This is a genomic window from Cytobacillus sp. FSL R7-0680 (genome assembly GCF_038009245.1).
Taxonomy (GTDB): Bacteria; Bacillota; Bacilli; order Bacillales; family Cytobacillaceae; genus Cytobacillus; species Cytobacillus kochii.
Genome location: NZ_JBBPAO010000001.1, coordinates 1,972,475 through 1,998,685 on the forward strand (window position 1 = coordinate 1,972,475; position 26,211 = coordinate 1,998,685).

Consider the following 26,211-nt stretch of genomic DNA (forward strand, 5'->3'; position numbering starts at 1 on the left):
CACTCAAACATGAGAAATTTTCTCTACATTAATAAAATAATTAGCAGAAGTCCTGATAAAAACCCGAGGCTTTTCGCCATTCTTTCGTATTTTGCCTGTTTCTCATGCGCATCTACTTCTTCACGTTCCAGATGGGCTAATGTCAGCAAAATTTGCTTTTGTTGGGAGATGCGATCATGTCGCCCTAATGTCTCTCCAAATTGTTTCATGATTTCAAATTCACTGTTTTTCAGAGCCGTTTTTTTCCAAATGTGATTCAAGCTATTCTCCCAGGCCCTCATCACTGTCGTTTCAGTTTCTGTTAGCCGAGAAGCGAAATCAGCAAAGAATAACGAAACTGGTTGACTTAATTGAGAAGCGAGCCGTCGTGATGCCTCATGTAATGGAGTGTGGCCATACATGATTTCCGCTTCTAATGATTGCAAGGCACTCTTTAGCTGCCTTAGTTGACGTGGCCTTTCACTTAATCGTTTTGATATCTCAAATCCTACGAGAGTAGTTGCTACGATGATAAGTATTGCTCCCAATATTTTAATCATGGTCCTAATACCTCTTGCTTCCTATATAACCGCATACCATTACCGTCTTTGACAGCTTGTATATTTCCCGGTCCTGCACGTCTATTAAGTTCAACAAAACGTTCAAATATATCTAATTCAAGTAAAGGTGCCATTAACGGACGTTTTTTTATATCTTCATACGAGAAGCCGTGGGTAGTAGTAATTAACTTTATACCGGCATTAACTGCTTCTAATACGGCTTCTACATCTGCTTTGCTACCCAATTCATCGACCACAAGGACATCTGGGCTCATCGAGCGAATCATCATCATCATACCTTCAGCTTTTGGGCACGCATCTAAAACATCAACACGCGGACCAAACCTCATTTGTGGTATACCATGAATACTTCCAGCTATTTCTGATCTTTCATCGACGATGCCTACTTTTTTAGCAGTTGTGTATTTATTTTCACTAGAGACCATTCTCGCTAAATCTCTAAGCAAAGTTGTCTTTCCAGTTTGTGGAGGGCCGATAATAACTGTATGCATCCAACCATTCTGATAAATATGGTGAGCAATAGTTTCGGCAATCCCGATTTTTTCTTTAGCAATACGAATGTTAAAAGAAGCGACATCTCTAATCACTTTTACTTGTCCGCCTTCTAAAATAACTTTACCTGCTAGTCCGACCCGGTGACCGCCCTCTATCGTGATATAACCTCTACGTAACTCTTCTTCCAAAGTATAAATAGAGAAGTGACTCATCTTATCTAATAAATGAATCGCATCCTCTTCCGTTGCTTGATAAGGTAACAAAACATAGTTACCATGTGTAACAACTTCAATCGGGCGATGAGTCCTAATCCTAATTTCCTCTATTTCTGCTAACTGACGAGTTGGTAATTGCCGTAACTGTTGTGAGATTGAACGTGGTAAAAATGCTAGAATTGTTTCCACCTCGAAAGTCCTCCCTTTCCTTTGTCTCCATAGGACTTGCTCTTTTCTACTCTCAATGTATGCAAGATGAATCTAACGTATGACCAGATAACAAATAATTATTATTAAAAGAGAGACAATAATTCACATGACAATCTATTAAAGAGGATGTGAAATGAGTGAGGAAATTAAAGTACTTATCTATGCTATGTTTTTCTTTATTACTACTAATAAATACTTCGTCTGTTACGGCAGAAGGAAACAAACCTACAAACATTATCTATATGATTGGAGATGGTATGGGGGTGGGCCAACTAGAGATAGCGCGCGAATTGGAAAGAGGTAAAGAGGGGCAATTGTTTCTGACTTCCCTCCCCTTTAGTGCCCTTGTTCAAACCTATTCTGCTAATCGAGTCGTAACTGATTCTGCTGCTGCCGGTACTGCCCTCGCAACAGGAAGCAAAACCAATAATGAAATGATCGGAGTCACGCCAGATGGCAAGGAGGTAAAAAGCATCCTCGATTTATTTAAAGAGCAAAAGAAAAAGACTGGTATCATCTCCACCAATGCCATCACGGATGCCACACCTGCCGCTTTCACAGCAAGCGTTCTTAATCGTTGGGCAGATCAGGCGGATATTGCGAAGCAACAACTCACACTCGCCCCTGATGTCATGTTAGGTGGGGGAGAAGTTTTTTATGGTCCTGCCCTGTTAGAAAAAGCAAAGAAGTTAGGTTATACCATTGTCAGAAATAGACATGATTTATTAAGCAATCAGACAGAGGGTAAACTGCTGGGCCTTTTTGCTCCGTATCATCTGTCATTTAAAATAGACCGCAAATATACAGATGGCACAGAACCCAGCTTAAGTGAAATGACAAAAACAGCACTACAAAAGCTTAATAATGGAAATGGTTTCTTTTTAATGGTGGAAGGGGCAAGAATTGACCATGCAGCCCATTCAGCAGATATAGCAAGTGTTTGGAGAGAAACAGTAGAATTTGATGAGGCTGTGAAAACGGCCGTCGAATGGGCTCATAACCGTTCAGATACTTTGATAGTTGTTGTTGCTGATCATGAAACAATGGGTATTTCTGCGACCGAACCACTAAAGCGAAAGATGATAAAAAAAATTCAAGCTTCACCAGAATATGTGCTTGCACAAACGAAAAAGGGAGAGGATGGTAAATTCATTACCTCTCACATAGTAGACAATTTAGTTAAATATACTGGGATTGTTTTAACTGAGGAAGAAGGTATACAGCTCAATGCAAGATTAATGAACGCTCGGGGAAAAGTATACAAAAAAAATAAAGCTGCATGGGAACTTGGTAGCTTTATCTCAGAAAGATATAATACTGGTATCGTTAATCACCAAATCCGTAGTATAAGCAGTGCGGGTGGCCATACAGCCAATCCAGTTCCGTTATTTGCATACGGTGCAGGTGCAGAACATTTCCATGGTATGTTGGATAATACGGATATTCCTAAAAAAATGGCGGAATTATTGGGTTATCAATGGGATTAATGATGGAAGTATAATAGGTGGGGGAATTCCCACCTTTATCTTTAAGATGGTTGTAAAAAATTTTACTCATGCTTTTATAAAGTAAACCAATCGGGTTTATAAGACTTACTTGTTATCTTCATTTTATTGTAAACTTCGACTTACTTTAACCTCTCTTTGGAAGTCATTCTAAAGGTTGAAACGTAAAAAAGACATCTGAGAACCATCTCAAATGTCTTCATTAGTAAATCAAGTAGCCGCTGTTGCCGCCGATTTATATGGAGTTTCATACCTGCTCCACCAGGTGGGTGCTTGCAATAATCTTCCTAACGTCCTAAACAATGTAGGCATGTTATTTCAATTATGATCTTAAGCTCCCTAAATTAACGTAAAGGTTGAAACTTCATATACAAACGAACAACGCAGCAAGTTGATTATTATATTACTATAAGATCACGAAAATAACAAGTCATCAAACGCAAAAATTAAGCACGAGATACGTAAGAAGCATCTGTTGTGTTAATAATAAGCTGATCGCCTTGGTTCACAAAGAAAGGTACTTGCACACTTAAGCCTGTTTCTAAAATGGCTGGTTTTGTACCACCAGAGGCCGTATCACCTTTGATGCCAGGTTCTGTTTCAGTTACTTCAAGTACTACCGTATTTGGCAATTCAACACCTAATGTTTCACTTTGATATAACATAATGGAAACTTCCATATTTTCTTTTAAGAACTTCAATTCATATTCAATTGCTGAAGCACTTAATTCAATTTGATCATAAGATTCTGTATCCATAAAGACGTGTTGATCACCATTAGCATATAAATATTGCATTTTACGATTATCAATTTGTGCTTTAGCTACTTTTTCACCCGCACGGAAAGTTTTTTCTTGAATAGCTCCTGTACGTAGATTACGTAATTTTGAACGAACAAACGCCGCACCTTTACCTGGTTTCACGTGTTGGAAATCCATTACACGCCAAATCCCATTATCTACTTCAATGGTTAAACCTGTTTTAAAATCATTTACTGAAATCATGCAAAAAGTTCCTCCTACTATTCACTCATTAAAGAATAACTAATTCTTTTGTTGATGTATTAAGGTTTTCGTTACCCTCTTTAGTTACAATCGTATCATCTTCAATTCTAACGCCACCGATGCCTGGTAAATATATACCCGGTTCACAAGTAACAACCATTCCTGGTTCTAATACGATGTCAGATTTAAAAGAGAGTCCTGGTCCTTCATGGACTTCTAAGCCAATACCGTGACCGGTAGAATGACCAAAATATTCACCATAGCCTTTTTCTGAAATATAGTCTCTCGTTAAAGCGTCAGCTTGCTTCCCAGTAATTCCAGCTTTAATCCCTTTCATACCGCGTAACTGTGCTTCTAAAACAATATCATATACTTCTTTCATCTTATCACTTGGTTGACCGATGGCAACGGTTCTTGTTATATCGGAAACGTATCCATTATATAACGCACCAAAGTCAATTGTAACAAGCTCACCTTTTTCGATGACTTTATCACTCGCTACACCGTGAGGTAATGCACCACGAACACCTGAAGCAACAATCATATCAAACGAAGATGAAGTTGCTCCTTCTTTTCTCATAAAAAATTCTAATTCATTTGCGACTTCTATTTCTGTTTTACCAGGTTGAATAAAGTTAAGAATATGAGAAAAAGCGCTATCCGCTATTTTCGCGGCTCCCTTTAATATCTTAATCTCTGATTCATCCTTTATCAAGCGTAACTTTTCAATTTCGCCTGATACAGGAATTAATTCAGCATCAATTGTTTCATTAAAAGTTTGGTAAGAAGCATATGTAACATAATCTTTTTCAAATCCCAATTTCTTAATACCTAATTGCTTTACGATTGATGCCACTTCTTCAGGTATAGTTCCTTTATGTTGCACAACCGTATATCCAGTACATTGCTTGCTAGCTTGCTCAGTATAACGAAAATCAGTAATGAACAATGCATCTTTTTTGCTAATTAAAACAGCACCGGCAGACCCTGTAAAATGAGAAACATAACGTCTGTTATAAGCACTCGTAATCAAAATAGCATCAATACCTACTCGATCAAAACTATTTCTTATTTTATCTATCTTTGTCATAACTTCTACTCTCCCTCTTATTCATCTGTTAATGCAAATAAAGCAAGCTCATAGCCTTTCATTCCTAAACCAACAATTTGCCCCTTTGTTACTGCTGCCATGACGGAATGATGTCTGAATGATTCTCTTTTATGCACATTGGAAATATGTACTTCAATAACAGGGACATCAATGGCTGCAATGGCATCACGAATAGCAATACTATAGTGAGTAAATGCTCCTGGATTAAATATAATACCTTCATATTTCCTATTCGCCAGATGGATTTGATCAATGATTACGCCTTCGTGATTAGATTGCATACAAGTAAGCGCAACATTTCTTTGTTCTGCTATTTGTTTTAAATTATGTTCAAGCGACTCTAATGTGTCCGAACCGTAAATCCCTGGTTCACGTTGGCCTAGAAGATTCAAATTCGGTCCATTGATGAGCAATATTTTTTTCATGGCGCCACTCCTACGAATACTGAAATATTCAATATGGCTATTTTATCACAAAATAGAGAACACTCACTATAATAAAGCAAATAAAAGCAATCAATCTTCTAACAATTTAAGCTTCTTCCGTTTCTTGTGCTTCTTTCATCTTTTGTTGTTCTTCATTTTCATATGAAATGGAATAACCAACAAATACACCATACAATAAATATAAGCAAACAGATGTTATAATTGTATTTATTTTCAAATCTCCTACAGGGGCAATATTAGGAAACATCGGATTTAGGACAAAAAAAACAAGGGCAAATAAAACAAGTCCATAAAGGGCACCAAACCACATTTTCTTGAACCTTCTCATTGTCCAATAATAAATATAAGCGGCTACAACTGAAACAGCTCCAATTAAAATAATCGAAATCACTGTTCCAAGCCAACCATCCTTCCAATCACCTATTGTCCATGGTTCTAAAATGACTCTTGGTCCTACTTCTGTTAAATTAAGGACATAAGCGATGTAACCAATCGTACTCCAAAAAACACCTCCGACAAATCCAGTGATAAAAGTTAAAGATGTCATTGATAATGGTTGTTCCCGTTCGTTTTGTTCTAATTCATGTTTATCACTCATATGATTCACCTCCGTGCTTATTATGTCCAATGCAGGTAGAAACCATTGCATCTTTCATAAAATTGTTAAAATCCGTATTTTTTTCTTGTTTTTTATCTATTTGTAGAGGGTTTCACAGTGAAAATAGAGAAATTTATATATAAAATCTTATTGATTGTACAAGATAGTCTAAGATAATATTTTTCTTATATAAGTACTGCTTGAAATCTCAAATATTGGGTAAGATAACTTTAAAAGGGTACGATAAATTGGTTTTTTACTCTTTCGAAGTTTAAAAGCTTACAAATATGCTCATCATGCTCATAGGGAGGTGGCTTTCTTGAAGAATCGGAAATCCTTATATATTTTTGGCGCACTTATTTTACTTGCAATGATTGGGCTTGGTTCTCAATTAATTAAAGACCCAGCCGGATTATTTCGAGGTATAGCCATTATGGCGCTTGTTGGGGTCGTCATCTATTTTGTCGTCCAGAAACTTAGCGGGTCATCAAGTCCCAATAAGAGTGAGCGAAAAGCATTTGCGCAAGCCGCTAAAAAATCAAAAAAACGTTTTAAAAATAAAGAGAATCAAACTTCTTCAAACCGAAGAAGTAAGCCAGTCACTTTAACTTCTATAAAAAAATCAAAAAGAAATACCTCTGTACATCTAACAGTCATTGAAGGAAAAAAAGGCAAAAAGAAAAATCGGGCTTCTTTATAAGAGGTCCGATTTTTTCATGTCAGATTGCGTGATTAGTGACATTTTAGGCTTATTCTCAATAAGTCCATGTGGCAAGAAATTCCTTCGCTCTTTCCCTCCCAAGTTTCAGTAGATCTCTCTTCCCTTCTTCAGTTAACTCAAACTCTGTCGCTAATACTCCTTCTGTAGGAACAAAAATAACATTCTGTTCATGACTTCTCGAAATATAACGGGAATCATGAGCATCCTTCATTGTTTCAAATAATGCTTCAAACATTTGAATTGCATTTTTGATTCTTCTCGGTGGCTGTTCATTATTATTAATACTCAATTTCACTCCGAGAACCGGTCTCGTTTTCTTTACATTATCTTTATCAAACAACCACATTGGGAAGTTACTTAATACACCACCGTCCACAATGAGATTATTACGCTTGCCACGGCCACCAATTTTCACAGGTTCAAAAAAATAAGGCATACTACAACTCATCCTCACTGCCTTAGCTACGGAAAAACGATTTGGGTCAATTTGGTATTTCGGTAAGTCATCTGGCAGCACGAGTAATCTCCCATTCGTCAAATCTGATGCAATAATGCGTAGAGAAAGCGGGGGAACGTCTGCAAATGTCCGAATCCCCCTTGCTGCTAATCGAGCTTCTATCCACTTTTCTAATTCATTTCCCTTATATAATCCCAAACTCCAAAATAAAAATATCCATTTTGCTACAGCAATAGGAATAAGTGATTTTCTACTATCTAAAAACACTTTTAAATCTAAATCGTCCATCATTCTTTCTATCTCATCACTTGAATAGCCTGCAATAATTAAAGCAGATATAATTGACCCGGCACTCGTTCCAGCAACACGTTTGAATTGGAAACCTTGCTTTTCAATTTCCGCAAGAGCACCAATTAGAGCGAACCCTTTAATGCCCCCTCCTGAAAATACACCATCGATTTCCATGTATACAATCACCCCATTCTAATTTGCATACATCCTTTTGCAAAAAGAAAAAAGCATTATAATACATTTGTAATCACTTGAGCTTGGCAATAGTCCGATTTTTGCGAAAATCACAAAACTGGCATTTGTTATAAAAGAACTCGGTAAATCCCCTATTAAACTCTACTCTTCCAGAACAATTATGAAGCTAATAATGGTGACAGTGAAATTGATTGTTAAGTCCCTAAGAAGAGTTAAGGGGAGTTTTCATGTGGATGATTAGAATTTCTGGTGGTGCTGGCATTCTTTTTTATCCCACGTTTTATGATGAGGGCCGATGAAACTCTTTTGTTCTGCTATCTTTGGCGATTTCACTTTTGATGTACGAGCAATACCCCTTTGCTCAGCAATTTTAACGAATTCCTACAAAGTCATACGCACACACCTTGCCAAAAATTATCTTTCCATTTTTAACTAAATATGTACAAGCAAACTATCTTATGTCGAATGCACTTAACAACCTCCAACTAGAACCTTCTAGCTACTTTTCTTGATTATACAGACAGAAAAAAAAGCATGAACAAATTCGCTAGATAATTTGCTCATGCTTGTATTTTTATTTAGTGAGCTAAGCTCACTTTCCTTCCAGTCTTGCTACTTATAACCCACATTTTAATTGTGCATTACAATTGGTACATGTATTACAGCCACCGATTTCTTCCACTTTCCCTTGACGGCAGACAGGGCAAGTATTACCAACTTCAGATCCAATAGTGACATCAGTTGAACGTAAGTCATTAATTGTATCTACAAGGACAACATGCTGTTTATTGGATGATTTCTTCTCTAAGGTTTCTTCTTCAAAAGAATTTTCTTCGGCTTTTAAAGTTAATACTTGAGAGTCTCTTGAGCCATCCACGTATACAGTGCCGCCTTTTGCTCCACCTTTATATAAACGCTCATACACCTTTTGCACTTGTTCTACACTATAACCTTTAGGCGCATTCACTGTTTTACTAATAGAACTATCAATCCAACGTTGAATCACACATTGCACGTCAGCATGCGCTTCAGGAGCTAAGTCCATTGCAGCAATAAACCAGTTTGGTAAGTTTTCAGGATCCGCCTCTGGGTGACGATCTAAATATTCTTGAACAATGTCTGCTTTTACTTCAATGAATTTACCAAGTCGACCACTTCTAAAATAAGAGAATGAGAAATATGGTTCTAATCCAGTAGAAACACCAACCATTGTCCCTGTTGAACCTGTAGGAGCAACTGTTAATAAATGAGAATTACGAATCCCCGTTTCTAGAATTGCCTGTTTGATATCAGCCGGCATCTTTTCCATATAACCTGTTTCGATAAAGGCTTTTCTTAAACGGTTCGTTTCCTCCGTTGTTTCTCCGTTTAAGAATGGGAAGCTACCTTTTTCTTTAGCGATTTCTACTGACGCACGATAAGCCGTTGTAGCAATCGTTTCAAACACTTGGTCAATTAATACATTACCTTCTTCTGAGCCATACTCTGTTTCACAATAAATTAATAAATCATGCAGACCCATGACACCTAAGCCAACTCGACGTTCACCCAAAGCTTGTTTTTTATTATCTTCAAGGAAATAAGGTGTAGCATCGATGACATTATCTTGCATACGTACGCCAATCTCAACAGTTTTTGCCAGCTTTGCGAAATCAACTGTCTTATTTTCCTTGTCAGCCATTTCAGCTAGGTTCACTGCTGCTAGATTACAAACACTGTAAGGAGCTAATGGCTGTTCGCCACAAGGGTTTGTTGCTACTACCTTTTGGCCATAGCTTTTTGCATTGGTCATATCATTGGCGTTATCAATGAAGAAGATACCTGGTTCAGCTGAATAAGTTGCACAAATATTTATCAAGTTCCAAAGCTCTTTTGCCTTAATTTTACGATATACACGAACACCGTGACCTAACTTTTCCCATTCACGCACATCGCCAACTTCATGCCATTGCTTATTGTAGTTGTCCATCTGCTCACGATCGTAACTCTCTACATCTGGGAAACGAAGTTCATATTCACCATCATTTTCAACTGCTTCCATAAACTCCTTCGTTAAACAAACTGAAATATTTGCTCCAGTAAGGAATTCAGAATTATGAACAGCATATGTTCCGCCTATTAATAGTTTTTCTTCTGCATCTTTAATGATTTTCTCATTAAATCCACCTAAACCTGGAATGGTTTTATAATTGATTATTCCTTGATACATGGCAATCTCTTGCTCTGTAAATGGAGTGAACTTGAGTTTTTCCTTAGCGTAACGTTTAATTGTCTCATCTTCCGTATTTTCAAGTAAGAAACGAAGAATTCTTGGATTTTGCATTTTAGAAATAATAAATTCAATAATATCAGGATGCCACGTTAACTACCGTCCCTTTCAGGATATTTACACTGCTCTTAGCAGTCGGACTAGACTATATCATCACCCTTATGTATAGGGGCCGGGCGCTATTTGAGAGTTTATTGTTGGGGCTCACTCTCTAGTCGTTGAACCTTCACCACTACCTATGCCCAGTGGCGCTTGGCTGCGGATTGTCCCATGCAAAACATTTTTTATAGCGTTCACGCTCACCGTTGCCAGTCACGTTGTAGCAGTTTTGCCTTTAACAGGATATCCCCGCAATTCACCCGATTTTCTAGTCATTCATTGGTTTGAATGACGCGGACTACAGCATCAATTAATCCGCTAACATTATCATCTGCGCACCTCTTCTTGAACCACCTTGTTCAACGAGATGTGTTAACTTCGCAATATCATCTAACCAAGAAACAGAACCGGAAGATTTCCCATTCACTCCTTTCGCTAGTGTATTACGCGGTCTTAATGTCGAACCATTCGTTCCAACACCGCCACCTCTAGACATGATTTCCATGACTTGTTTACGATGCTCAGAGATACCTTCACGAGAATCTTGTACAAACGGCATTACATAGCAATTAAAGTATGTAACCTCAGTATCAGCACCGGCACCATACAAAACACGACCAGCTGGAATAAAGTTCAAATCAGCTAATTCCTGATAAAACTTTTCAAACCATTCTTTCTGTTTTTCTTCAGTCTTTTCAACCGAAGCTAACCCTGTGGCATTGCGCTTAGCAATTTGCTCATAAAATACTTCTAACGGCTTCTCTATAACGTCTAAAGAACGTACAATGATTCCCGTTTCTATCTCTTCTTGTGTATCGAGTACACCGCGATAATCTTGTTCAACTTGTACAACTGCTTTTTTATTTTCCCAATCAATCTCTACAATGTAGCCTAAACCTCGCGCAGGAAACTTCGGATCCTCCTTAATCGTTAGAACAACAAAGTCACCTTCAGATAACGTTACTTTTTCTGTATCTTTAAATGTATATCTATCAAGCATAACTAGGCGGGAAACACCTTTATGGGTTAATTTCATCTCTGGAGTAATAGGATGCACTTGTGGAAATAAGCGGATGTCCTCATTTAACCTCTCAACATTTAACTTTAATTCTTGTCCTACAGCAACAGACATTACGACAACTCCTTCAATCATTAAAAATTTACTTCTCTTTATGTTTACATCGTTTTATGCTTTTATATTGTTTTTAGAGAATACCCTTACGTTATCATAAATAAACCTAGATAATCAATATATAGTACCTACTTTATAAAATATAACACTATATATTGTGTTATTTTTATTTTGTCAAATGCAAGAAAGAGGATAAACACTCGAAAACAAGAGCAATTATTTATTTAAGTTAATAAAATAAATGATTTTCACCAATTTTACGACTTGCACTTTAAATCGTTTCTCACAAATCTAGTAGACAAAACAATTCGACTCTACTCTTTTAAAAATAAAAGAGCGAGTCGAAAAAAAATTTATTATCGTTTAAATGTCCATTCATCATTTTCATATCTTTCTTTTGCTAGCTTTTCAACATAAGTTATTTCTTCTGCATTAAGCTCATATGGTTCTAAAATGATGTCAAGTCCTTCTTCAAATCCCTTTTTAAAAGCCACTACTGCATCTTCATATGTAATTTTTCGATCCGTCAGTTCATTTATCGCTACCGCTTTACTACTAAATGCTCTTTGCATTCTTTCTTTCACGCGATCGTTAGAATATTTAAACAGACTAAATAATTTATCCTCATCTAAATCAAGTAGAATGGATCCATGTTGTAGAATCACACCTTTTTGCCGTGTTTGGGCACTACCTGCTACTTTACGACCTTCTACAACTAATTCATACCAGCTTGGTGCATCAAAACAAACGGATGAACGAGGATTCTTTAGCATTTCTTTTTCTTCCTTTGAACGAGGTACAGCAAAGTATGCTTCTAAGCCTAGTTGTTGGAAACCTCGTAATACCCCTTCTGAAATCACACGATAAGCCTCAGTCACTGTTTTCGGCATTTGTGGATGTTCTTCAGGAACAATTACACTATAAGTCAGCTCATGTTCATGCAGAACCCCACGACCACCTGTAGGCCTACGAACAAAACCTAATCCATTTTCCTTTACAGCTTCAAGCTTAATTTCCTTATCAACTTTTTGAAAATACCCGATAGATAGTGTGGCTGGGTTCCAACCATAGAAACGAATCACTGGTGGCATTTTCCCTTCGCTATTCCAATCTAATAAAGCTTCATCTAAAGCCATATTAAATGATGGAGAACCCATACCTGAATGGATAAATCGCCATACTTCCTTCCCCATAATAACCCTCTTTTACATCTATTTTTAGTAAACGTTTAAGCGTATTTTAGTCTATCAAAATTCGACCAGAAAAAAAAGCCATACATTCTTCTTTCCATATAGTCTAAAAAAATGATTTGTCCTTACAACTGATGAAGCATTAAAAAGATGAGCGCTTAATGGAAAGATTTTTCACCTTTACTAAATGTGCAAAAAAAGCGGGCTTCATTAAGTTTTCATTACAATTTTCTCGTTCTTGTCCTTTACTAAACCTATGAAAAACTTATATAATATATCTTGGCGTAAGCAATGTTTGAAAGGAGCAAATATTAATTGTCTACTCTATATTTTTTATTAATTATAATCGGTGCTATTATTGTTTACACAGTAATCACAAGGTTGTATCAAAAGAGAATTGTAAAAACATTATCAGAACAAGAATTCAGAGAAGGATATCGTAAAGCGCAATTGATTGATGTCCGAGAACCAAATGAATATGAAGGTGGCCATATTTTAGGTGCCAGAAATATTCCCTTATCTCAGTTAAAAACAAGACTTGTTGAACTTCGTCAAGATAAGCCTGTTTATTTATACTGCCAGAGCGGAATGAGAAGCGGTAGAGCGGCTCAACTATTGTATCGGAAGGGATACAAAAATCTTTCTCATTTACAAGGCGGCTTCAAAAAATGGGGCGGGAAAATTAAATCTAAAAAATAGATCTCTCCTACCACCCGCCTTAAAACGGGTGGTTTATTCTCATTCTTCACGATCCCTCTATTCCCTCTAAACTACCAGATTACAAACCTCATTAGACCATTTATATCCTACGTAAAGAGTCCCAATATACTTATCTTTTTTATTTTATTTAGAAGAATAAGTTCCGTTCTTAATCTACAATTATAAACTCCTATTAGGAGTGATTTTTGCGATAAAAAAACGCGAACAAATACACATAAATGAATTTGTTCACGTTTTATTTAGACCTCGTACATATTTGTAAGAGGGCGTTTTATATTAGTCCTTTTGATAACGTAATACTGGCTTTCTTGCTGCTAGCGTCTCGTCTAAACGGCCAATTACTGTCGTGTGAGGCGCTTCTTGGACGACCTCAGGGTTTTCCTCAGCTTCCTTGGCAATCTGGAGCATGGCATCAATAAAGCTGTCGAGTGTTTCTTTAGATTCAGTCTCTGTTGGTTCGATCATCATACACTCTTCAACATTTAACGGGAAGTAAATAGTCGGTGGATGATAACCGAAATCAAGCAAACGCTTCGCGATATCAAGCGTGCGTACACCTAATTTTTTCTGGCGTTTTCCACTTAGTACAAACTCATGTTTACAATGTTTATCATATGGTAGATCGAATGCTGGCGCTAGCTTACGCATCATATAATTGGCATTAAGTACTGCATTTTCAGTAACAGCTTTCAAACCATCTGGACCCATAGAACGAATATACGTATAGGCACGGACATTGATACCGAAGTTACCGTAATAAGGCTTGACTCTTCCAATTGACTGTGGACGGTCATAATTAAATGTATAACCTTCTTCTGTTTTCACTAAGATTGGTTTAGGCAAATAAGGAATTAAGTCTTCTTTTACCCCAACAGGACCTGAACCGGGTCCTCCTCCGCCATGGGGACCAGTAAATGTTTTATGCAAATTCAAATGAACAACGTCAAATCCCATATCTCCCGGTCTTGCTTTAGATAAAACGGCATTTAAGTTGGCTCCATCATAATACAGTTTCCCGCCTGCTCCATGAACTATTTCTGCCATTTCTAGAATATTTTCTTCAAACAAACCTAACGTATTAGGGTTTGTTAGCATAAGAGCAGCTGTATCATCTCCCACCACTCTCCTCAAATCTTCTAAATCTACTAAGCCTTGATCATTAGACTTAACTGTTAAGGTTTCGAAGCCCGCCACAGTTGCCGAGGCAGGGTTTGTACCATGAGCTGAATCTGGAACAATAACTTTTGTACGGTTAAAATCACCGTTTGCTTCATGATAGGCACGAATCATCATCAACCCAGTCCATTCCCCATGGGCACCTGCTGCCGGTTGTAGAGTGACTTCGTCCATTCCTGTGATCTCAATTAAATGCTCTTGTAAATCATATAACAACTCCATTGCACCTTGAACAGAGCTTTCGTCCTGTAATGGGTGTAAATGAGCAAAGCCGTTATAGCGTGCTACATTCTCATTTACTTTAGGATTATATTTCATCGTACAAGACCCAAGCGGGTAAAAACCAGAATCTACTCCGTGGTTACGCTTAGATAAAGCTGTATAATGACGCATAATATCAAGTTCAGATACTTCAGGTAAATCCGCGTCCTCTTGACGGATATATTCAGCTGGGAGCAAATCAGATAATTCTACTTCTGGGATATCCATCTCGGGAAGGCTATAGCCGATTCTCCCTGGTTTACTTAGCTCAAAAATGAGCGCCTGGTTTTCGTTATGCACGGTAATCCCCCATTTCTGCCACAAATGTATCAATTTCGTCTTTTGTTCTTAGTTCTGTTACAGCAATAAGCATATGATGAGCCAATTCACTATAATCTCTGCCTAAATCATAACCACCAATAATATTCTTTTTCAGTAATGCTTGATTTACCTCACGAACTGGACGATTACACTTAATAATAAACTCGTTGAATGAACCGCCATCAAAAGTAATATCAAAGCCTGCACTTCTAAATTGTTCTTTCGCATAATGCGCCTTTTGAATATTATCTATCGCCATTTGTTTAACACCGTTTCTACCTAAGGCTGTCATAGCAACAGATGCGGCTAGTGCATTTAAAGCTTGGTTAGAACATATGTTAGATGTAGCTTTATCCCTACGGATATGTTGCTCTCTTGCTTGAAGTGTGAGTACAAATCCACGTTGTCCGTTCTCATCAACCGTTTGCCCCACTAAACGTCCAGGTACTTTCCTCATGAGTTTCTTTGTCACGGCAAAGTAACCACAGTGAGGACCGCCAAAAGCTGTTGGAATACCAAAAACTTGCGCATCGCCAGCAACGATATCTGCACCAAATTTTCCTGGAGGTGTTAACGCTCCTAAAGATAGTGGGTTACTTGATACAACAAATAAAGATTTATGAGCATGGATAATTTCTTCTAATTCAGCGAGTGGCTCGACTCTTCCAAAAAAGTTAGGGTATTGCACGACCACTGCGGCAATGTCATCACCAATCATTTCTTTTAGTGCGCTCATATCTGTTAATCCATCTTTGTGTGGGATTTCAACTACATCGATGTATTGGCCTTTTGCATAAGTCTGAATTACAGCTTTTGATTCAGGGTGTACTGTACTTGAAATCAATACTTTTTTACGCTTTGTATGCCCAGTTGCTAACATAGCAGCTTCCGCAAGTGCCGTCCCACCATCATACATAGATGAGTTTGCTACATCCATTCCTGTTAGTTCAGATATCATTGTCTGAAATTCAAAAATCGCTTGCAACTCACCTTGGGAAATTTCCGGTTGATATGGTGTATAAGCGGTATAGAACTCTGAACGCGATAACACGTGATCAACAATAACTGGCATATAGTGATCGTAAACACCTGCACCTAAAAATGAAGTATTTGTTTTTAAATCTGCATTTTTTTGTGATAGAAGCATCAATTCTTTCATTAAAGCAGATTCCGTTTTAGCTGGTTTAATATTATATTCCCTTTTAAAACGAACGCTTTCAGGAATATCACTAAATAAATCATCAATTGTTTTGACTCCGATTGCTTCAAGCATTTCTTTTTGATCAGAATCAGTCATCGGTAAATAACGGTGTTTCATCGCTTCTCTCCCCCTGATAAGTTAGTTCTTTTTCTCTTTTTTATAAAACGGTGTTGCAATTACTTTGGCACGGACACGCTTATTACGAATTTCAACTTCCACTTCAGAATCTAGCGCTGTGTATTGATTGTCCAGAAGTGCTAAGCCGATATTTTTCTTTAAAGTAGGAGATTGTGTACCTGTAGTAACTTCACCAATCAGTTGGTCGTCAGCATAAACTGCATAACCATGACGAGGAATCCCACGTTCAATCATTTCAATCCCAACAATTTTTCTACTTAACCCATTTTCTTTTTGTGATTTTAATGCCACTTTTCCAATAAAATCTTCTTCTTTGTTCACTTTTACGGCAAAGCCAATACCTGCTTCAAGCGGAGAAATTTCAGCAGACAACTCTTGACCATATAAAGCTAAATTTGCTTCGAAGCGAAGGGTATCTCGGGCACCTAGACCACAAGGAAGAACTCCATCTTCTTTTCCTGCTTCTAAAATCGACTGCCATAAAAAGACTGCATCCTCATTTTGACAATAAATTTCAAATCCATCTTCACCGGTATAGCCAGTTCTCGATACTAATGCATTTTTGCCATTAATATTTACTGTTTGGTTAAATTTAAAAAATCCAATTTCACTTAAATCAACATCTGTAATCTTCTGTAAAACAAGCTCAGCCATAGGACCTTGCAAGGCCAATTGTGACATATCCTCTGAAAGGTTTTTAAGTTCAACATTTCCTTCTAAATGACTTTGTAACCATTGATAATCTTTTTCGATATTAGCTGCGTTTACGACTAAGAGATATTCATCTTCAGTCATTTTATAAATAAGCAAATCATCCACAGTTCCACCATTTTCATAACACATTGCTGTATATTGTGCACCAAACGTTTTTAGTTTTGCGACGTCATTTGTCATCATTTTCTGAAGATAACGTAAACTATCTTGACCTTTAACCTCAATTTCTCCCATATGTGATACATCAAACAGACCCGCTTTTGTACGTACTGCTTCATGTTCTTCTTTAATACTAGAAAATTGAACAGGTAGAGCCCATCCACCAAAATCAATCGTTTTTCCACCATACTGTTGATAAATGTCATGTAGTGGTGTTTTCTTCAACTGTGACATTCACTCATCCTCCTTTATATTTCTGTTTTTTTCTAAGATGAATATTTGCATACTAGCCATAGAAGTACTTGGCTTCTCGCCAAATGCTACGACGAAAGCTACACGCTCTCCACTTTAACCCATTAAAGAAGCTAAGTGTTCTAAAGCACACAAAAAGGACAGAGAATCTCCTCAAAACCGATCATTTGAGCAGATTCTCTGTCCTTTCACCTGAGAGTTTACGGCGATATTGCAGCCTTTCCCCTTTGGTGGCTCGCTTATTACCTTGAGCTCTCTCCAGAGTTGCGTCAAGCAAGTGTTCTTTTGCCTGAGAGATTCACAATACGATGATTGTTTGCTCCTTCGGCGCTGCAGCACTGCAGTCTCTCCCCTTGCTATCATTCGCGTTTATAATTTTTTCCATTTTTGCACATACTATAATTAACTGCTTTAGAGAGTCGAAGCTTACAAAGACGTATTGTACGTATTTGCAGATTTAGCGTTGAAAATTCACAACTTTCAAAGCTACTTACATCCTACCATCCTATCATTATTTGAGCAATATTTTTATTTAAAAATCTAATGTTTTTTCAACAAGACTTAAGCTTAATACGAACATTATATTTAAAAATTATAATAATGTTCGTATAAAAAGGAGAGAGCAAATGACTTTACAAATAAATTTTGATGCAACTTGGCAAGATGAATTTCAAAACCGTATTGATAATGATGGACCATGGGGAAACTGGGATTTATTCAAGCTTACCATTGAGGTTGAGAATCAAACGGTCATCCCTGCGTTTGATGGACTGCAAGTAGACAAACATTTATCAAACCTCACCCCACTACCACATCAACTAGAGGTTGCCGAACAAGTAGTGGAAAACATGAATGGTAAAGCAATTCTAGCTGATGAGGTCGGATTAGGGAAGACGATAGAAGCAGGGTTAATATTAAAAGAATACATGATCAGAGGGCTTGTAAAGAAAGCACTCATCCTTGTACCCGCTTCACTAGTGTCTCAGTGGGCAATTGAATTAAACAGTAAGTTCTTCATCCCAGCTGTCGCTCAAAAAAAGAGCTATGTGTGGGAGCAATGTGATGTTGTTGTATCATCAATCGACACAGCGAAAAGAGAGCCGCATAGGAGTTTAGTCTTTGAACAAAACTATGATTTGATTATTATTGATGAAGCACATAAATTAAAGAATAATAAAACAAAAAACTATGAATTTGTACAGTCTTTAAAAAAGAAATTTTGCTTACTACTTACAGCAACACCTATACAAAATCGAATTAGTGAGATCTTCAATCTTGTTTCTTTGTTAAAACCAGGTCACTTAGGAACAGAAACATCTTTCTATGAAAAATACAAAAAAAATGCACGCTCTCTCGATGATGATGAAGGTTTAAAGGAGCTAGTCAATAAAGTAATGATTCGTAATCGTAGACAAGATACGGGTATTGAATGGACAAAAAGACATGTCGAAACCGTTCCCATCCATTTCTCAAAAGAAGAAAGAGCCTTATATGATGCAATTTCTTCCATGCACAGAGAAGGTAATTGGATGACTGATAACCAATTTTCACTTATGACTTTACAACGTGAAGCATGTAGCAGTCGCGAAGCGGTATTTTACACTTTAAGAAATATGTTAAAGAAACAAGAACAACCCTCTGTTGCCTTTCAGCAAAAAATTGAGGAGTTAATTGGGTTAGTAGAAAATATTCAACAAAATGCAAAAGCCCAAAAAGCATTAGAAATCATTCAACAAATCAATGATAAAGTCATTATTTTTACAGAGTATCGAGCCACACAGCTATTTCTACAATGGTTCTTAAAACAGCATAACATTACGTCTGTTCCTTTTCGCGGTGGTTTCAAACGCGGGAAGAAAGATTGGATGCGCGAGTTATTCCAAAACCATGCCCAGGTGTTAATTGCCACAGAAGCAGGCGGTGAAGGGATCAACCTACAATTCTGTAGTTATATCATTAACTTCGATCTTCCTTGGAATCCAATGAGACTAGAACAACGAATTGGTAGGATTCACCGTCTTGGTCAAAAAAACGATGTCCATATTTATAACTTCGCTACAAAAGATACAGTAGAAGAACATGTACTCAAACTATTGTATGAAAAAATCCATCTCTTCGAAAAAGTGATTGGCGAATTGGATGATATTTTAACTAAACTACAATTTGGCAGTATTAATGATCACCTAATTGATATCTTCGGACAATCGGCTTCAGAAGGAGAAATGCGCATAAAAATGGATAATTTAACATCTATGATTGAATTTGCTGAGTCTGTAAAGGAGGAAAATCAACATGCAGCAACATGAAATCCACCATTTTCTATTAAGATACTTTCATGCCAACCATTGTGAAATCCTTGAAAATAAACCAGGCTATTTAGTCATTCAGTTGACAGTAGAATTAGACAAAGAATTAATGAACCGTCCCTTTTATTGGCATTATTTAGAGAAAACAGGCGGTGTTGCAAACCCAATGGAACTTACACTTATAACCAATCCGTCCTTAGCACCAGATGATATAAAGGGAGAGATCATTCACTTTGGATCACCTCGCTTGCATCAAATTTTTCAATCGACGAAAAACTTGGCTGGTTATATCCGTTTGTATGAAAATTACGAGGCCCCACCAGGAACGCAAACCGCCTTACGTCCTTGGCTAGGGCTAAATCTACGGATATCCTATCAATGTGATCGTAAAAGAGATTTGTTCAAGTCAATCGGCTTGCACTTAATTAACGGGCAGATGGTTGAACAATTCCATGATAAGCTCCTTCATTTATCACTTACTCCTAAAATACCAGACTTTAGCTTTACATTGTCACCATTTATCAAGCCTCAAAGTGGTGTGATGCGTGTAGCGAATTTTTTACAGTCGGAAATTGAAAAAGAAGATCACACATGGGCAGATGAAGCACGACTAAGATGGCAAAAGGACCTGCAACTATTAGAAAGATTCTATGAAGATGCGGATGAAAAAGGAGAAAGCTTCGAAAACGAAATGACTGCATTACAAGAGCAGTATGAACCCCAAGTTCATATTTCTATCGTTAATGGTGGATTATTTTATTTAACAGATGAAGCGATTAGTTAAGCATTAACAAACGTGGACGACTCATGAGATTCTTAAGGAAACACTAAGTACCTATGGCTTAACCATACTGCTAGAGTATTCCTCATTCTTCCTTTTAACAACGATGGCACCAATATTCTTATCGACACTAAAAAAAATATGAACAAACCCAACAATGGGTTTTGTTCATATTTTTTGATTGTTGTTGATTAATGATTTCTTTTTTTCGTTCCTTTCATTCCGTAAAACAAAAGATAAGGTACAATTCCAAACCACCTAAATAAAACAGGCGCTTTTTCTTGCTTTCTTTCTATTCTTTGTTTCTTTCTCTCAGACTTTGGTTGTTCCATATATTGAACGAATGTCTGAGTAATAAACTTGACATAATCATTAGAATTCATCTGGCATCCCTGCTTTTTTAGCTACTAGTCTTTCCCATTCATAAACCATTTATTCCTATTATTTTCTCTCGATTTCCATCCATTTGACCACTTCTTTTTCAATCAATGAATAATACGCAATCGCTTCTACGTTCGCAACACCGTTTATTTGTACTTCCAGATTGATTTTGATGAGGCCTCCTTCTTGATCTTCTAAATCATAATAAACCGTTCCATGATTGAATAAATACTCTCCTTCTATTGGTAGCTCATCATTCAAATGAAATTGTTCATCTAAATAAGTAATAGATTGTTTAAAATAGTACTCCTGTTGTAAAAGTATACTACTTAATTTCAAAATTCTTTTTTCTCTTATTAAAAAATCTGCTTGAATGGTAATCACAAAAGAAAGCAAAACAATGAGGAATAATACAAAAGGATAAAACAGCCCCTTCTCATTCATCTTCTTCGTCACCGTTTGTACTCCTTATTTTCATTTGATAAAAAGAAGACCGATACTCTTTTTGGAAAATATTTTTATAAATAAGCACCATGTTATCTTCCTTCACCTCAAATTGAACGGATTGAAGCTTTTGTAACACAACTTCATGGCCTGCCCCATTCACACGCCTTCTTAACTTATCACCATATTTTTCATAGCTAATAGATTGATTGTCTATTAATAAAATGAGCTCTCCTCGATTATCTAATGATATCTTCTCAGCAACACGTACTTCTTTTTTTAATTGCTGAATAAATACGAGCCATTCAATCTTTTGCTTTCTTTCATCAATATTCTCGTTAACGGAAATAACCTTAAACACAAGTGGCATAAAGCTCACAATGATTAAAAAGCAAGCTAAAGTTATAAGTGCTTCTATTAATGTAAATCCGTTACTTTTAATACTTTTCACAGATCATCACTTCTCGTTGATAGAGATAAGAAATACAAATATTATTAGCCTCACTGTTAAAAAGGTGAAATGACATTTCGTCTTTTCTCACCATTCTAGGTAGCACCCTATCATTGTCCATCATTTCCTCATATAGAATTTGAGTGGCTTCATATCTCAAATCTTCAATATGTGCGTACGTATAGAGATGAATCATAACAGGAATAAAAAGAGTGGCGATTAAAAGCATCGCCGATAACGTGAAGAGTAAATCAATGAGCATAAAACCACTAGTATGCTTCCACATAAAATCTCCCTCTGCCTATTTGAAAAACAAATTTGTACTGCTTAAGCGAGCTTTTGATTTGCAAGTAACCAAAACGGTTAATTTTCCCAGTATTTAAAAATTTGAAATGTAATGGCATTGTACCGCTAGTAATGAAATAATCCTCACTATATTTCTGACGAAAGAAAATATTTCGACCATTAGAAAAGATGTATTCATGCTCATCAGGTAAAAGATAAACACTAACCGTGGTTTGATTTACAATTGCATACTGCTGAGCATATAGAAGGTCACCTTCTAATTTGGCAAAGAAAGCTTGATTATCATACTCTTCAAATTGGTGCTGCATGCTTATAGCAGTAATAAAAAGAATAACACTAAAAACAGACCAAACAATTAATGATTCAATCAAAGTAAACCCTGACTGTAAATTTATTCGTCTCTCACCGCCGTCACAATGCCGTCTATTAAAACAAGTGTTTCTCCGGTCGGACATGTTGTTTCACCTTCATTTAAATATTCCTCCGCCACAAGCACATCCAATGATTCAGGAAGCTTATTATTAGCTAATTCATACGATTGCACTTGACTCTGAACCATTTTTGTATAAGCACTACAGCCTTTTTCGTTTATCGCTGATTGGTTTTTTGTGATGTTTGGGATTGTAATAATTAGGAGTACAGATATGACTAACAAGACAATCATCATTTCAATCATGGTAAACCCTTTTTCATTTTTTATGTTTTTCATCATACGCCCTCCATTAGTTGAAACATTGGTAACATTACTGCTAAATATAATGAAATAATTAGACAACCAACAATAAGATAAATAGCGGGTTGTATTACTTTCATTATCTGATCTATTTTTTCTTCTAACAACTGCAGACAATAGCGGCTAAAGAATTGTAGTTCTTCTTCTAGCTTTCCATTTTGCTGCCCATGACGAATAACTGCCCTTAAATCTAATTCTAAAAAGGGAAAAACCTGAATCAATTCATCTAATTGTTCACCATTTTCTAGCTTACGACGCAAATATTGACCAACTTCCTTCATCAATGGTTGTTTTTCATCTTTAGCAAATAAGTTCAAGGAAGTTGTGATAGACATCCCACCTGCAAGTAAATAATGCAATTGGATAGCAAAGTAATGTGTATAAAAAAGGGCGACTAGTTTGCCAATAATCGGTATGCGAACAACAAGAGATACTTGTCTGATCATTGAAAACCGTCGAAAAATAAAGTAGTAATACAAAGAACTAAATAGTAACAGGGTGAACATTACAATTAAAAATAGAGGAGCAACAGAACCAATCCATTGAAGGAGCGCCATAAAGGTATTTTCATTGACATTCATCGACTGAAAAAGTGAGGTAAAGCGAGGAAGAATGATTTTATCAACGAGAAAAAACAGAAGAATGGTGATAATGAATAAGAAACATGGATACATTAATGCCTTTTTTAACTTTCTCATATCCTCTCCCCTCTTTTGCATCATTTCACTGCCATCAATAAAAGCTTGTTGTAATCCTCCATGCTGCTCAGCAAAAAAGACATAACCAACTAGATGTGAATTAAAGTTCATTGACCCTAGGGCAGAGTGCAGATGGAAACCTTCTTTTAACTGATATATAACCTCTTGTAATTGTAGCTTTTTCTCTAAGGTCAATTGTAAACTCGAGGACGCCATCGCTTCTGAGAGCGAATAACCCCTGGATAATAATTCTCCTACTTTCTTCAGGAAGTCGCATTGCTCCTTTAATGTCCATTTAACTTTTTTCATCTAAAATCCACCGATTAAACTCACTTTCTTTTACATACCCTAAGGCTACCCCTTTTTTCAAAGCTGACTTGAGCGAAAAATATGGTTCATAATTGTTCTCACTACTTTTCGCCGCCTTCAAAGCTTGATTCAATTCCCTTCCACTCAATAATTCAAATACACCAGCTCTTTTTAACCTGCCACAGCTATAACAGAAATCGGTGCATTCTCCTTCACAAAATGGGCAGGTTAATTCTACAAGCCTCTGTGCTGTTATGGCTACTAACGTTTGTTCTATTTGCTTCCATGCTACCCCAAACTCCACTAACCGATGTATGGCTCCAACAGCATTTCTCGTATGCATCGTCGTCAATACTAAATGCCCAGTTAAAGCTGCTCTTACAGCTATTTTAGCTGTTTGTGCGTCGCGTATTTCCCCAACCATAATTATGTCCGGGTCGTGCCTAAGGATAGCTTTTAAACCAGTAGCATATGTTACACCTGCCTTTTCATTTACTTCGACTTGCAGTAAGGAGTCAGTCTTTTTCTCAATCGGATCTTCTAAAGTGATAATACTTCGATTGAATAGGTTGGAATTGTCATTTAGCAGACTATATAAGGTTGAGGTTTTTCCACTACCGGTCGGACCAGTTAGTATAATCATCCCGTGCGCATGTTTAAGCATCGCAAGGATTTTTCGGGACATCGTTGGAAATAGTGAAACATTGTGAGAAGAAATATGAGACGATTGTGGCAGGATGCGGATGACAAGACTTTCATTGTATTGAGAGGGCAATGTGGAGAAACGTAAGCCTATCTCATATCCTTCAATATCTGTAGAATAGGCGCCATTTTGTGGCTTTCGTTTTTCACCAATATCCATGGATGCAATAAACTTGAAATGAGAAATTAAGCGATCAGATTCATAATGAGGGATGTAATGTTTAGGGACAAGGCGCTTGCCATAGCGGAAATAAATGATTGTGTGATTCTTTCTGGGGACAAAATGAATATCTGTTACTTCTGTTTTCACAGCTTCCCTTAAAATTAAGGTAGCCATGCGTTGCATTGAGACCAAGTAATTAGTCACCACCTTTTTTAAGATATTTTATTATTCGCCAAAAAAAGATCGTTTCCTGCATGATTTTAGTCCTTTTCTTTAACTTTTTTTTGAACATTTAAGAGATTCCCTCCACCCTCTCCTCTTTCCACATACTTTACTATATAATGGTATTAACAAATAAAACATTTAAAAATGACTGACAGTGCAATCGCATCTTTAAAATCCTATTCATATCAGAAAAAAAGAATAATGAAAACCATATGAGAGGTGAGAATAATGAATGAAACATTAAAAATTACGAATACATTATCCGATCCAACGAGATACTATATTTATCAGTATGTTCTTAAAAAACATTTCCCTGTCACTGTTAAAGAAATTGCTAAAGAGTTTTCTATTCACCCGAATGTTGCTAGATTGCATTTATCAAAACTCGCAGAAATCCACATGCTTGAAGCTAAAATAGAAAAAACCGGTCAAGGTGGCCGACCGAGCAAGCGCTATCACCTAACTGATAGCGAGATTGGACTACATTTTCCTTATCGTAATTATCAAATGTTATCAGATATTCTTCTCGAAACAATGATTACACTTGGGCCAGAAGGAAAAAAAGCATTATATATAACTGGTAAAAAATATGGCGAGAAATTGATGGAGACGGCATTACACAGGCAAATGGTTACATTAGAGGACTCATTTGAAAGAAAATTAGCTCTCGTCATTGAAGCAGCAGAAGTGGCTGGTCTTCAGCCAGAATTTAATTTTGATGGAAAAAAGATCATGTTTGAAATGTTTAATTGTCCCTTTAAAGAAACCGCAAAGAAAAATCAAGGTGAAATATGTCATATGCACTTTGAATTTTTACGAGGCATGTTTGAGACGGTTTTTTTAGATATAGAATTAAGGGAATTGGGTAATATGTTAAACGGGTGTATTTCATGTTCTTATGAAGCTGTCGCAAAATAAAAAACATACTGTTTACTTTTAACCAAGTATTACCTTATAATTATTGAGTAATGGACATATGTGTGTGTTAAAGGAGGGATACATATGGATCGCATGTATAGAGTGATGGGATTCTGGACTGCTATTTTTGCAATTATGTTTTATGTAGGTGATATGTATACACCAGCACTACTATTCCTTGGCCAAACTGGTTTCTTTGTGCTACTAGGCTACTTAAAGCTTACAGAGCGTATGTACATTTATATTTTTGGCGCATACTTGACTGTTGCCTTTATCGGATTCACATATTGGACTGTCTTTATGATGGTACCAGGTATGGGGTCACACTAAAAGCACACATAACAAACATAATAA

26 protein-coding genes, 1 other RNA gene, 2 pseudogenes and 1 riboswitch are annotated in these 26,211 nt (G+C 36.8%); of the genes and pseudogenes, 7 read left to right on the plus strand and 22 right to left on the minus strand.

Features of this window, described 5'->3' with window-relative positions; all coding sequences use genetic code 11:
- Positions 1-23: 23 nt before the first annotated feature.
- Together spoIIIAB and spoIIIAA are read right to left on the minus strand one after the other, a co-directional pair.
- On the minus strand, positions 24-539 hold the full coding sequence (spoIIIAB, locus tag MKY26_RS09790) for a stage III sporulation protein SpoIIIAB (protein WP_095372603.1): 516 nt from the start codon (positions 537-539) through the stop codon (positions 24-26).
- Positions 536-1,459, minus strand: a complete 924-nt coding sequence (spoIIIAA, locus tag MKY26_RS09795) for a stage III sporulation protein AA (RefSeq protein WP_341056361.1) — start codon at positions 1,457-1,459, stop codon at positions 536-538. The genes spoIIIAB and spoIIIAA overlap by 4 nt, the downstream gene beginning before the upstream one ends.
- 158 nt (positions 1,460-1,617) lie before the next feature.
- On the opposite strand from spoIIIAA, the gene MKY26_RS09800 reads away from it, so the two are divergent.
- Complete coding sequence (locus MKY26_RS09800; RefSeq protein WP_340975460.1) at positions 1,618-2,967, plus strand: alkaline phosphatase; 1,350 nt, start codon at positions 1,618-1,620, stop codon at positions 2,965-2,967.
- 229 nt (positions 2,968-3,196) lie between these two features.
- On the opposite strand, the gene ssrS is transcribed toward MKY26_RS09800, so the two are convergent.
- From ssrS to MKY26_RS09825, 5 genes are all read right to left on the minus strand, one after another.
- A non-coding RNA gene (ssrS, locus tag MKY26_RS09805) (6S RNA) lies at positions 3,197-3,378 on the minus strand.
- A 53-nt stretch (positions 3,379-3,431) separates the two neighbouring features.
- Positions 3,432-3,989, minus strand: coding sequence for an elongation factor P (gene efp / locus MKY26_RS09810; protein ID WP_095372602.1), 558 nt, complete (start codon positions 3,987-3,989; stop codon positions 3,432-3,434).
- A 28-nt stretch (positions 3,990-4,017) separates the two neighbouring features.
- Complete coding sequence (locus MKY26_RS09815) at positions 4,018-5,079, minus strand: M24 family metallopeptidase (protein ID WP_095372601.1); 1,062 nt, start codon at positions 5,077-5,079, stop codon at positions 4,018-4,020.
- Between the two features lie 17 nt (positions 5,080-5,096).
- Positions 5,097-5,525, minus strand: coding sequence for a type II 3-dehydroquinate dehydratase (gene aroQ, locus MKY26_RS09820; RefSeq protein ID WP_095372600.1), 429 nt, complete (start codon positions 5,523-5,525; stop codon positions 5,097-5,099).
- 106 nt (positions 5,526-5,631) lie between these two features.
- A complete protein-coding gene (locus MKY26_RS09825; protein WP_224936001.1) occupies positions 5,632-6,144 on the minus strand; it encodes a YqhR family membrane protein in 513 nt (170 codons plus the stop codon).
- Positions 6,145-6,454: 310 nt separating this feature from the next.
- On the opposite strand from MKY26_RS09825, the gene MKY26_RS09830 reads away from it, so the two are divergent.
- A complete protein-coding gene (locus MKY26_RS09830) occupies positions 6,455-6,844 on the plus strand; it encodes an SA1362 family protein (RefSeq protein ID WP_224936000.1) in 390 nt (129 codons plus the stop codon).
- A gap of 55 nt (positions 6,845-6,899) precedes the next feature.
- Here the strand turns inward: MKY26_RS09830 and MKY26_RS09835 are convergent, their stop codons facing one another.
- The 4 genes and pseudogenes from MKY26_RS09835 to MKY26_RS09850 all read right to left on the minus strand — a co-directional run bounded on the left by MKY26_RS09835 (position 6,900) and on the right by MKY26_RS09850 (position 12,501).
- Positions 6,900-7,787 carry a patatin-like phospholipase family protein gene (locus tag MKY26_RS09835; protein ID WP_095372599.1) on the minus strand — a complete coding sequence of 296 codons (888 nt, stop codon included), beginning with the start codon at positions 7,785-7,787 and terminating at the stop codon, positions 6,900-6,902.
- 637 nt (positions 7,788-8,424) lie between these two features.
- Positions 8,425-10,167: pseudogene (locus MKY26_RS09840) on the minus strand (vitamin B12-dependent ribonucleotide reductase); the annotation flags it as partial.
- A 322-nt stretch (positions 10,168-10,489) separates the two neighbouring features.
- Positions 10,490-11,308 (minus strand): annotated as a pseudogene (locus MKY26_RS09845) (ribonucleotide reductase N-terminal alpha domain-containing protein); the annotation flags it as partial.
- Positions 11,309-11,664: 356 nt separating this feature from the next.
- On the minus strand, positions 11,665-12,501 hold the full coding sequence (locus MKY26_RS09850; protein WP_095372597.1) for a lipoate--protein ligase family protein: 837 nt from the start codon (positions 12,499-12,501) through the stop codon (positions 11,665-11,667).
- Between the two features lie 312 nt (positions 12,502-12,813).
- Between MKY26_RS09850 and MKY26_RS09855 the strand changes: the two genes are divergently transcribed.
- Positions 12,814-13,197, plus strand: a complete 384-nt coding sequence (locus MKY26_RS09855) for a rhodanese-like domain-containing protein (RefSeq protein WP_095372596.1) — start codon at positions 12,814-12,816, stop codon at positions 13,195-13,197.
- A gap of 297 nt (positions 13,198-13,494) precedes the next feature.
- On the opposite strand, the gene gcvPB is transcribed toward MKY26_RS09855, so the two are convergent.
- Genes gcvPB through gcvT form a run of 3 tightly spaced genes read right to left on the minus strand, consistent with a single transcriptional unit; the run spans position 13,495 to position 17,422 of the window.
- The gene (gene gcvPB, locus MKY26_RS09860) at positions 13,495-14,955 is read right to left on the minus strand and encodes an aminomethyl-transferring glycine dehydrogenase subunit GcvPB (protein WP_095372595.1); all 1,461 of its coding nucleotides are present in this window, start codon (positions 14,953-14,955) and stop codon (positions 13,495-13,497) included.
- On the minus strand, positions 14,948-16,294 hold the full coding sequence (gcvPA, locus tag MKY26_RS09865) for an aminomethyl-transferring glycine dehydrogenase subunit GcvPA (protein ID WP_095372594.1): 1,347 nt from the start codon (positions 16,292-16,294) through the stop codon (positions 14,948-14,950). The genes gcvPB and gcvPA overlap by 8 nt, the downstream gene beginning before the upstream one ends.
- Positions 16,295-16,315: 21 nt before the next feature.
- The gene (gene gcvT / locus MKY26_RS09870) at positions 16,316-17,422 is read right to left on the minus strand and encodes a glycine cleavage system aminomethyltransferase GcvT (RefSeq protein WP_095372593.1); all 1,107 of its coding nucleotides are present in this window, start codon (positions 17,420-17,422) and stop codon (positions 16,316-16,318) included.
- A 285-nt stretch (positions 17,423-17,707) separates the two neighbouring features.
- A riboswitch (glycine riboswitch) is annotated at positions 17,708-17,803 on the minus strand.
- 263 nt (positions 17,804-18,066) lie between these two features.
- On the opposite strand from gcvT, the gene MKY26_RS09875 reads away from it, so the two are divergent.
- Together MKY26_RS09875 and MKY26_RS09880 are read left to right on the plus strand one after the other, a co-directional pair.
- Complete coding sequence (locus tag MKY26_RS09875; protein WP_095372592.1) at positions 18,067-19,746, plus strand: DEAD/DEAH box helicase; 1,680 nt, start codon at positions 18,067-18,069, stop codon at positions 19,744-19,746.
- Positions 19,733-20,530, plus strand: a complete 798-nt coding sequence (locus MKY26_RS09880) for a YqhG family protein (RefSeq protein ID WP_307312920.1) — start codon at positions 19,733-19,735, stop codon at positions 20,528-20,530. Before MKY26_RS09875 ends, MKY26_RS09880 begins: the two co-directional genes overlap by 14 nt.
- 188 nt (positions 20,531-20,718) lie before the next feature.
- Here MKY26_RS09880 and MKY26_RS09885 read toward each other — a convergent pair whose 3' ends face one another.
- Genes MKY26_RS09885 through comGA form a run of 8 tightly spaced genes read right to left on the minus strand, consistent with a single transcriptional unit; the run spans position 20,719 to position 24,906 of the window.
- On the minus strand, positions 20,719-20,910 hold the full coding sequence (locus tag MKY26_RS09885; RefSeq protein ID WP_095372590.1) for a YqzE family protein: 192 nt from the start codon (positions 20,908-20,910) through the stop codon (positions 20,719-20,721).
- Positions 20,911-20,968: 58 nt separating this feature from the next.
- Positions 20,969-21,364 (minus strand): competence type IV pilus minor pilin ComGG, encoded by a 396-nt coding sequence (comGG, locus tag MKY26_RS09890; protein ID WP_095372589.1) that lies wholly within the window; start codon positions 21,362-21,364, stop codon positions 20,969-20,971.
- On the minus strand, positions 21,345-21,803 hold the full coding sequence (gene comGF / locus MKY26_RS09895) for a competence type IV pilus minor pilin ComGF (protein ID WP_307312919.1): 459 nt from the start codon (positions 21,801-21,803) through the stop codon (positions 21,345-21,347). The genes comGG and comGF overlap by 20 nt, the downstream gene beginning before the upstream one ends.
- Positions 21,790-22,089, minus strand: a complete 300-nt coding sequence (locus tag MKY26_RS09900; protein ID WP_095372587.1) for a hypothetical protein — start codon at positions 22,087-22,089, stop codon at positions 21,790-21,792. The genes comGF and MKY26_RS09900 overlap by 14 nt, the downstream gene beginning before the upstream one ends.
- On the minus strand, positions 22,073-22,564 hold the full coding sequence (gene comGD / locus MKY26_RS09905) for a competence type IV pilus minor pilin ComGD (protein WP_095372586.1): 492 nt from the start codon (positions 22,562-22,564) through the stop codon (positions 22,073-22,075). Before comGD ends, MKY26_RS09900 begins: the two co-directional genes overlap by 17 nt.
- Complete coding sequence (comGC, locus tag MKY26_RS09910) at positions 22,501-22,818, minus strand: competence type IV pilus major pilin ComGC (RefSeq protein ID WP_341056427.1); 318 nt, start codon at positions 22,816-22,818, stop codon at positions 22,501-22,503. The genes comGD and comGC overlap by 64 nt, the downstream gene beginning before the upstream one ends.
- A complete protein-coding gene (gene comGB / locus MKY26_RS09915; protein WP_341056433.1) occupies positions 22,818-23,849 on the minus strand; it encodes a competence type IV pilus assembly protein ComGB in 1,032 nt (343 codons plus the stop codon). The genes comGC and comGB overlap by 1 nt, the downstream gene beginning before the upstream one ends.
- On the minus strand, positions 23,836-24,906 hold the full coding sequence (comGA, locus tag MKY26_RS09920; protein ID WP_095372583.1) for a competence type IV pilus ATPase ComGA: 1,071 nt from the start codon (positions 24,904-24,906) through the stop codon (positions 23,836-23,838). Before comGA ends, comGB begins: the two co-directional genes overlap by 14 nt.
- A gap of 261 nt (positions 24,907-25,167) precedes the next feature.
- Between comGA and MKY26_RS09925 the strand changes: the two genes are divergently transcribed.
- Positions 25,168-25,857 carry a helix-turn-helix transcriptional regulator gene (locus tag MKY26_RS09925; RefSeq protein WP_095372582.1) on the plus strand — a complete coding sequence of 230 codons (690 nt, stop codon included), beginning with the start codon at positions 25,168-25,170 and terminating at the stop codon, positions 25,855-25,857.
- 84 nt (positions 25,858-25,941) lie between these two features.
- Positions 25,942-26,187, plus strand: coding sequence for a DUF2626 domain-containing protein (locus tag MKY26_RS09930; protein ID WP_095372581.1), 246 nt, complete (start codon positions 25,942-25,944; stop codon positions 26,185-26,187).
- The last annotated feature ends 24 nt before the right edge of the window (positions 26,188-26,211 follow it).

Coding starts and splice junctions, on each gene's coding strand:
- efp (WP_095372602.1), bottom strand. CDS start 3,989: ATGATTTCAGTAAATGATTTTAAAACAGGTTTAACCATTGAAGTAGAT.
- gcvPA (WP_095372594.1), bottom strand. CDS start 16,294: ATGAAACACCGTTATTTACCGATGACTGATTCTGATCAAAAAGAAATG.
- MKY26_RS09815 (WP_095372601.1), bottom strand. CDS start 5,079: ATGACAAAGATAGATAAAATAAGAAATAGTTTTGATCGAGTAGGTATT.
- MKY26_RS09835 (WP_095372599.1), bottom strand. CDS start 7,787: ATGGAAATCGATGGTGTATTTTCAGGAGGGGGCATTAAAGGGTTCGCT.
- gcvT (WP_095372593.1), bottom strand. CDS start 17,422: ATGTCACAGTTGAAGAAAACACCACTACATGACATTTATCAACAGTAT.
- comGC (WP_341056427.1), bottom strand. CDS start 22,818: ATGAAAAACATAAAAAATGAAAAAGGGTTTACCATGATTGAAATGATG.
- comGD (WP_095372586.1), bottom strand. CDS start 22,564: ATGTCCGACCGGAGAAACACTTGTTTTAATAGACGGCATTGTGACGGC.
- MKY26_RS09850 (WP_095372597.1), bottom strand. CDS start 12,501: ATGGGGAAGGAAGTATGGCGATTTATCCATTCAGGTATGGGTTCTCCA.
- comGB (WP_341056433.1), bottom strand. CDS start 23,849: ATGAAAAAAGTTAAATGGACATTAAAGGAGCAATGCGACTTCCTGAAG.
- MKY26_RS09925 (WP_095372582.1), top strand. CDS start 25,168: ATGAATGAAACATTAAAAATTACGAATACATTATCCGATCCAACGAGA.
- spoIIIAB (WP_095372603.1), bottom strand. CDS start 539: ATGATTAAAATATTGGGAGCAATACTTATCATCGTAGCAACTACTCTC.
- aroQ (WP_095372600.1), bottom strand. CDS start 5,525: ATGAAAAAAATATTGCTCATCAATGGACCGAATTTGAATCTTCTAGGC.
- MKY26_RS09900 (WP_095372587.1), bottom strand. CDS start 22,089: ATGTGGAAGCATACTAGTGGTTTTATGCTCATTGATTTACTCTTCACG.
- MKY26_RS09880 (WP_307312920.1), top strand. CDS start 19,733: ATGCAGCAACATGAAATCCACCATTTTCTATTAAGATACTTTCATGCC.
- MKY26_RS09825 (WP_224936001.1), bottom strand. CDS start 6,144: ATGAGTGATAAACATGAATTAGAACAAAACGAACGGGAACAACCATTA.
- MKY26_RS09885 (WP_095372590.1), bottom strand. CDS start 20,910: ATGAATTCTAATGATTATGTCAAGTTTATTACTCAGACATTCGTTCAA.
- MKY26_RS09930 (WP_095372581.1), top strand. CDS start 25,942: ATGGATCGCATGTATAGAGTGATGGGATTCTGGACTGCTATTTTTGCA.
- MKY26_RS09875 (WP_095372592.1), top strand. CDS start 18,067: ATGACTTTACAAATAAATTTTGATGCAACTTGGCAAGATGAATTTCAA.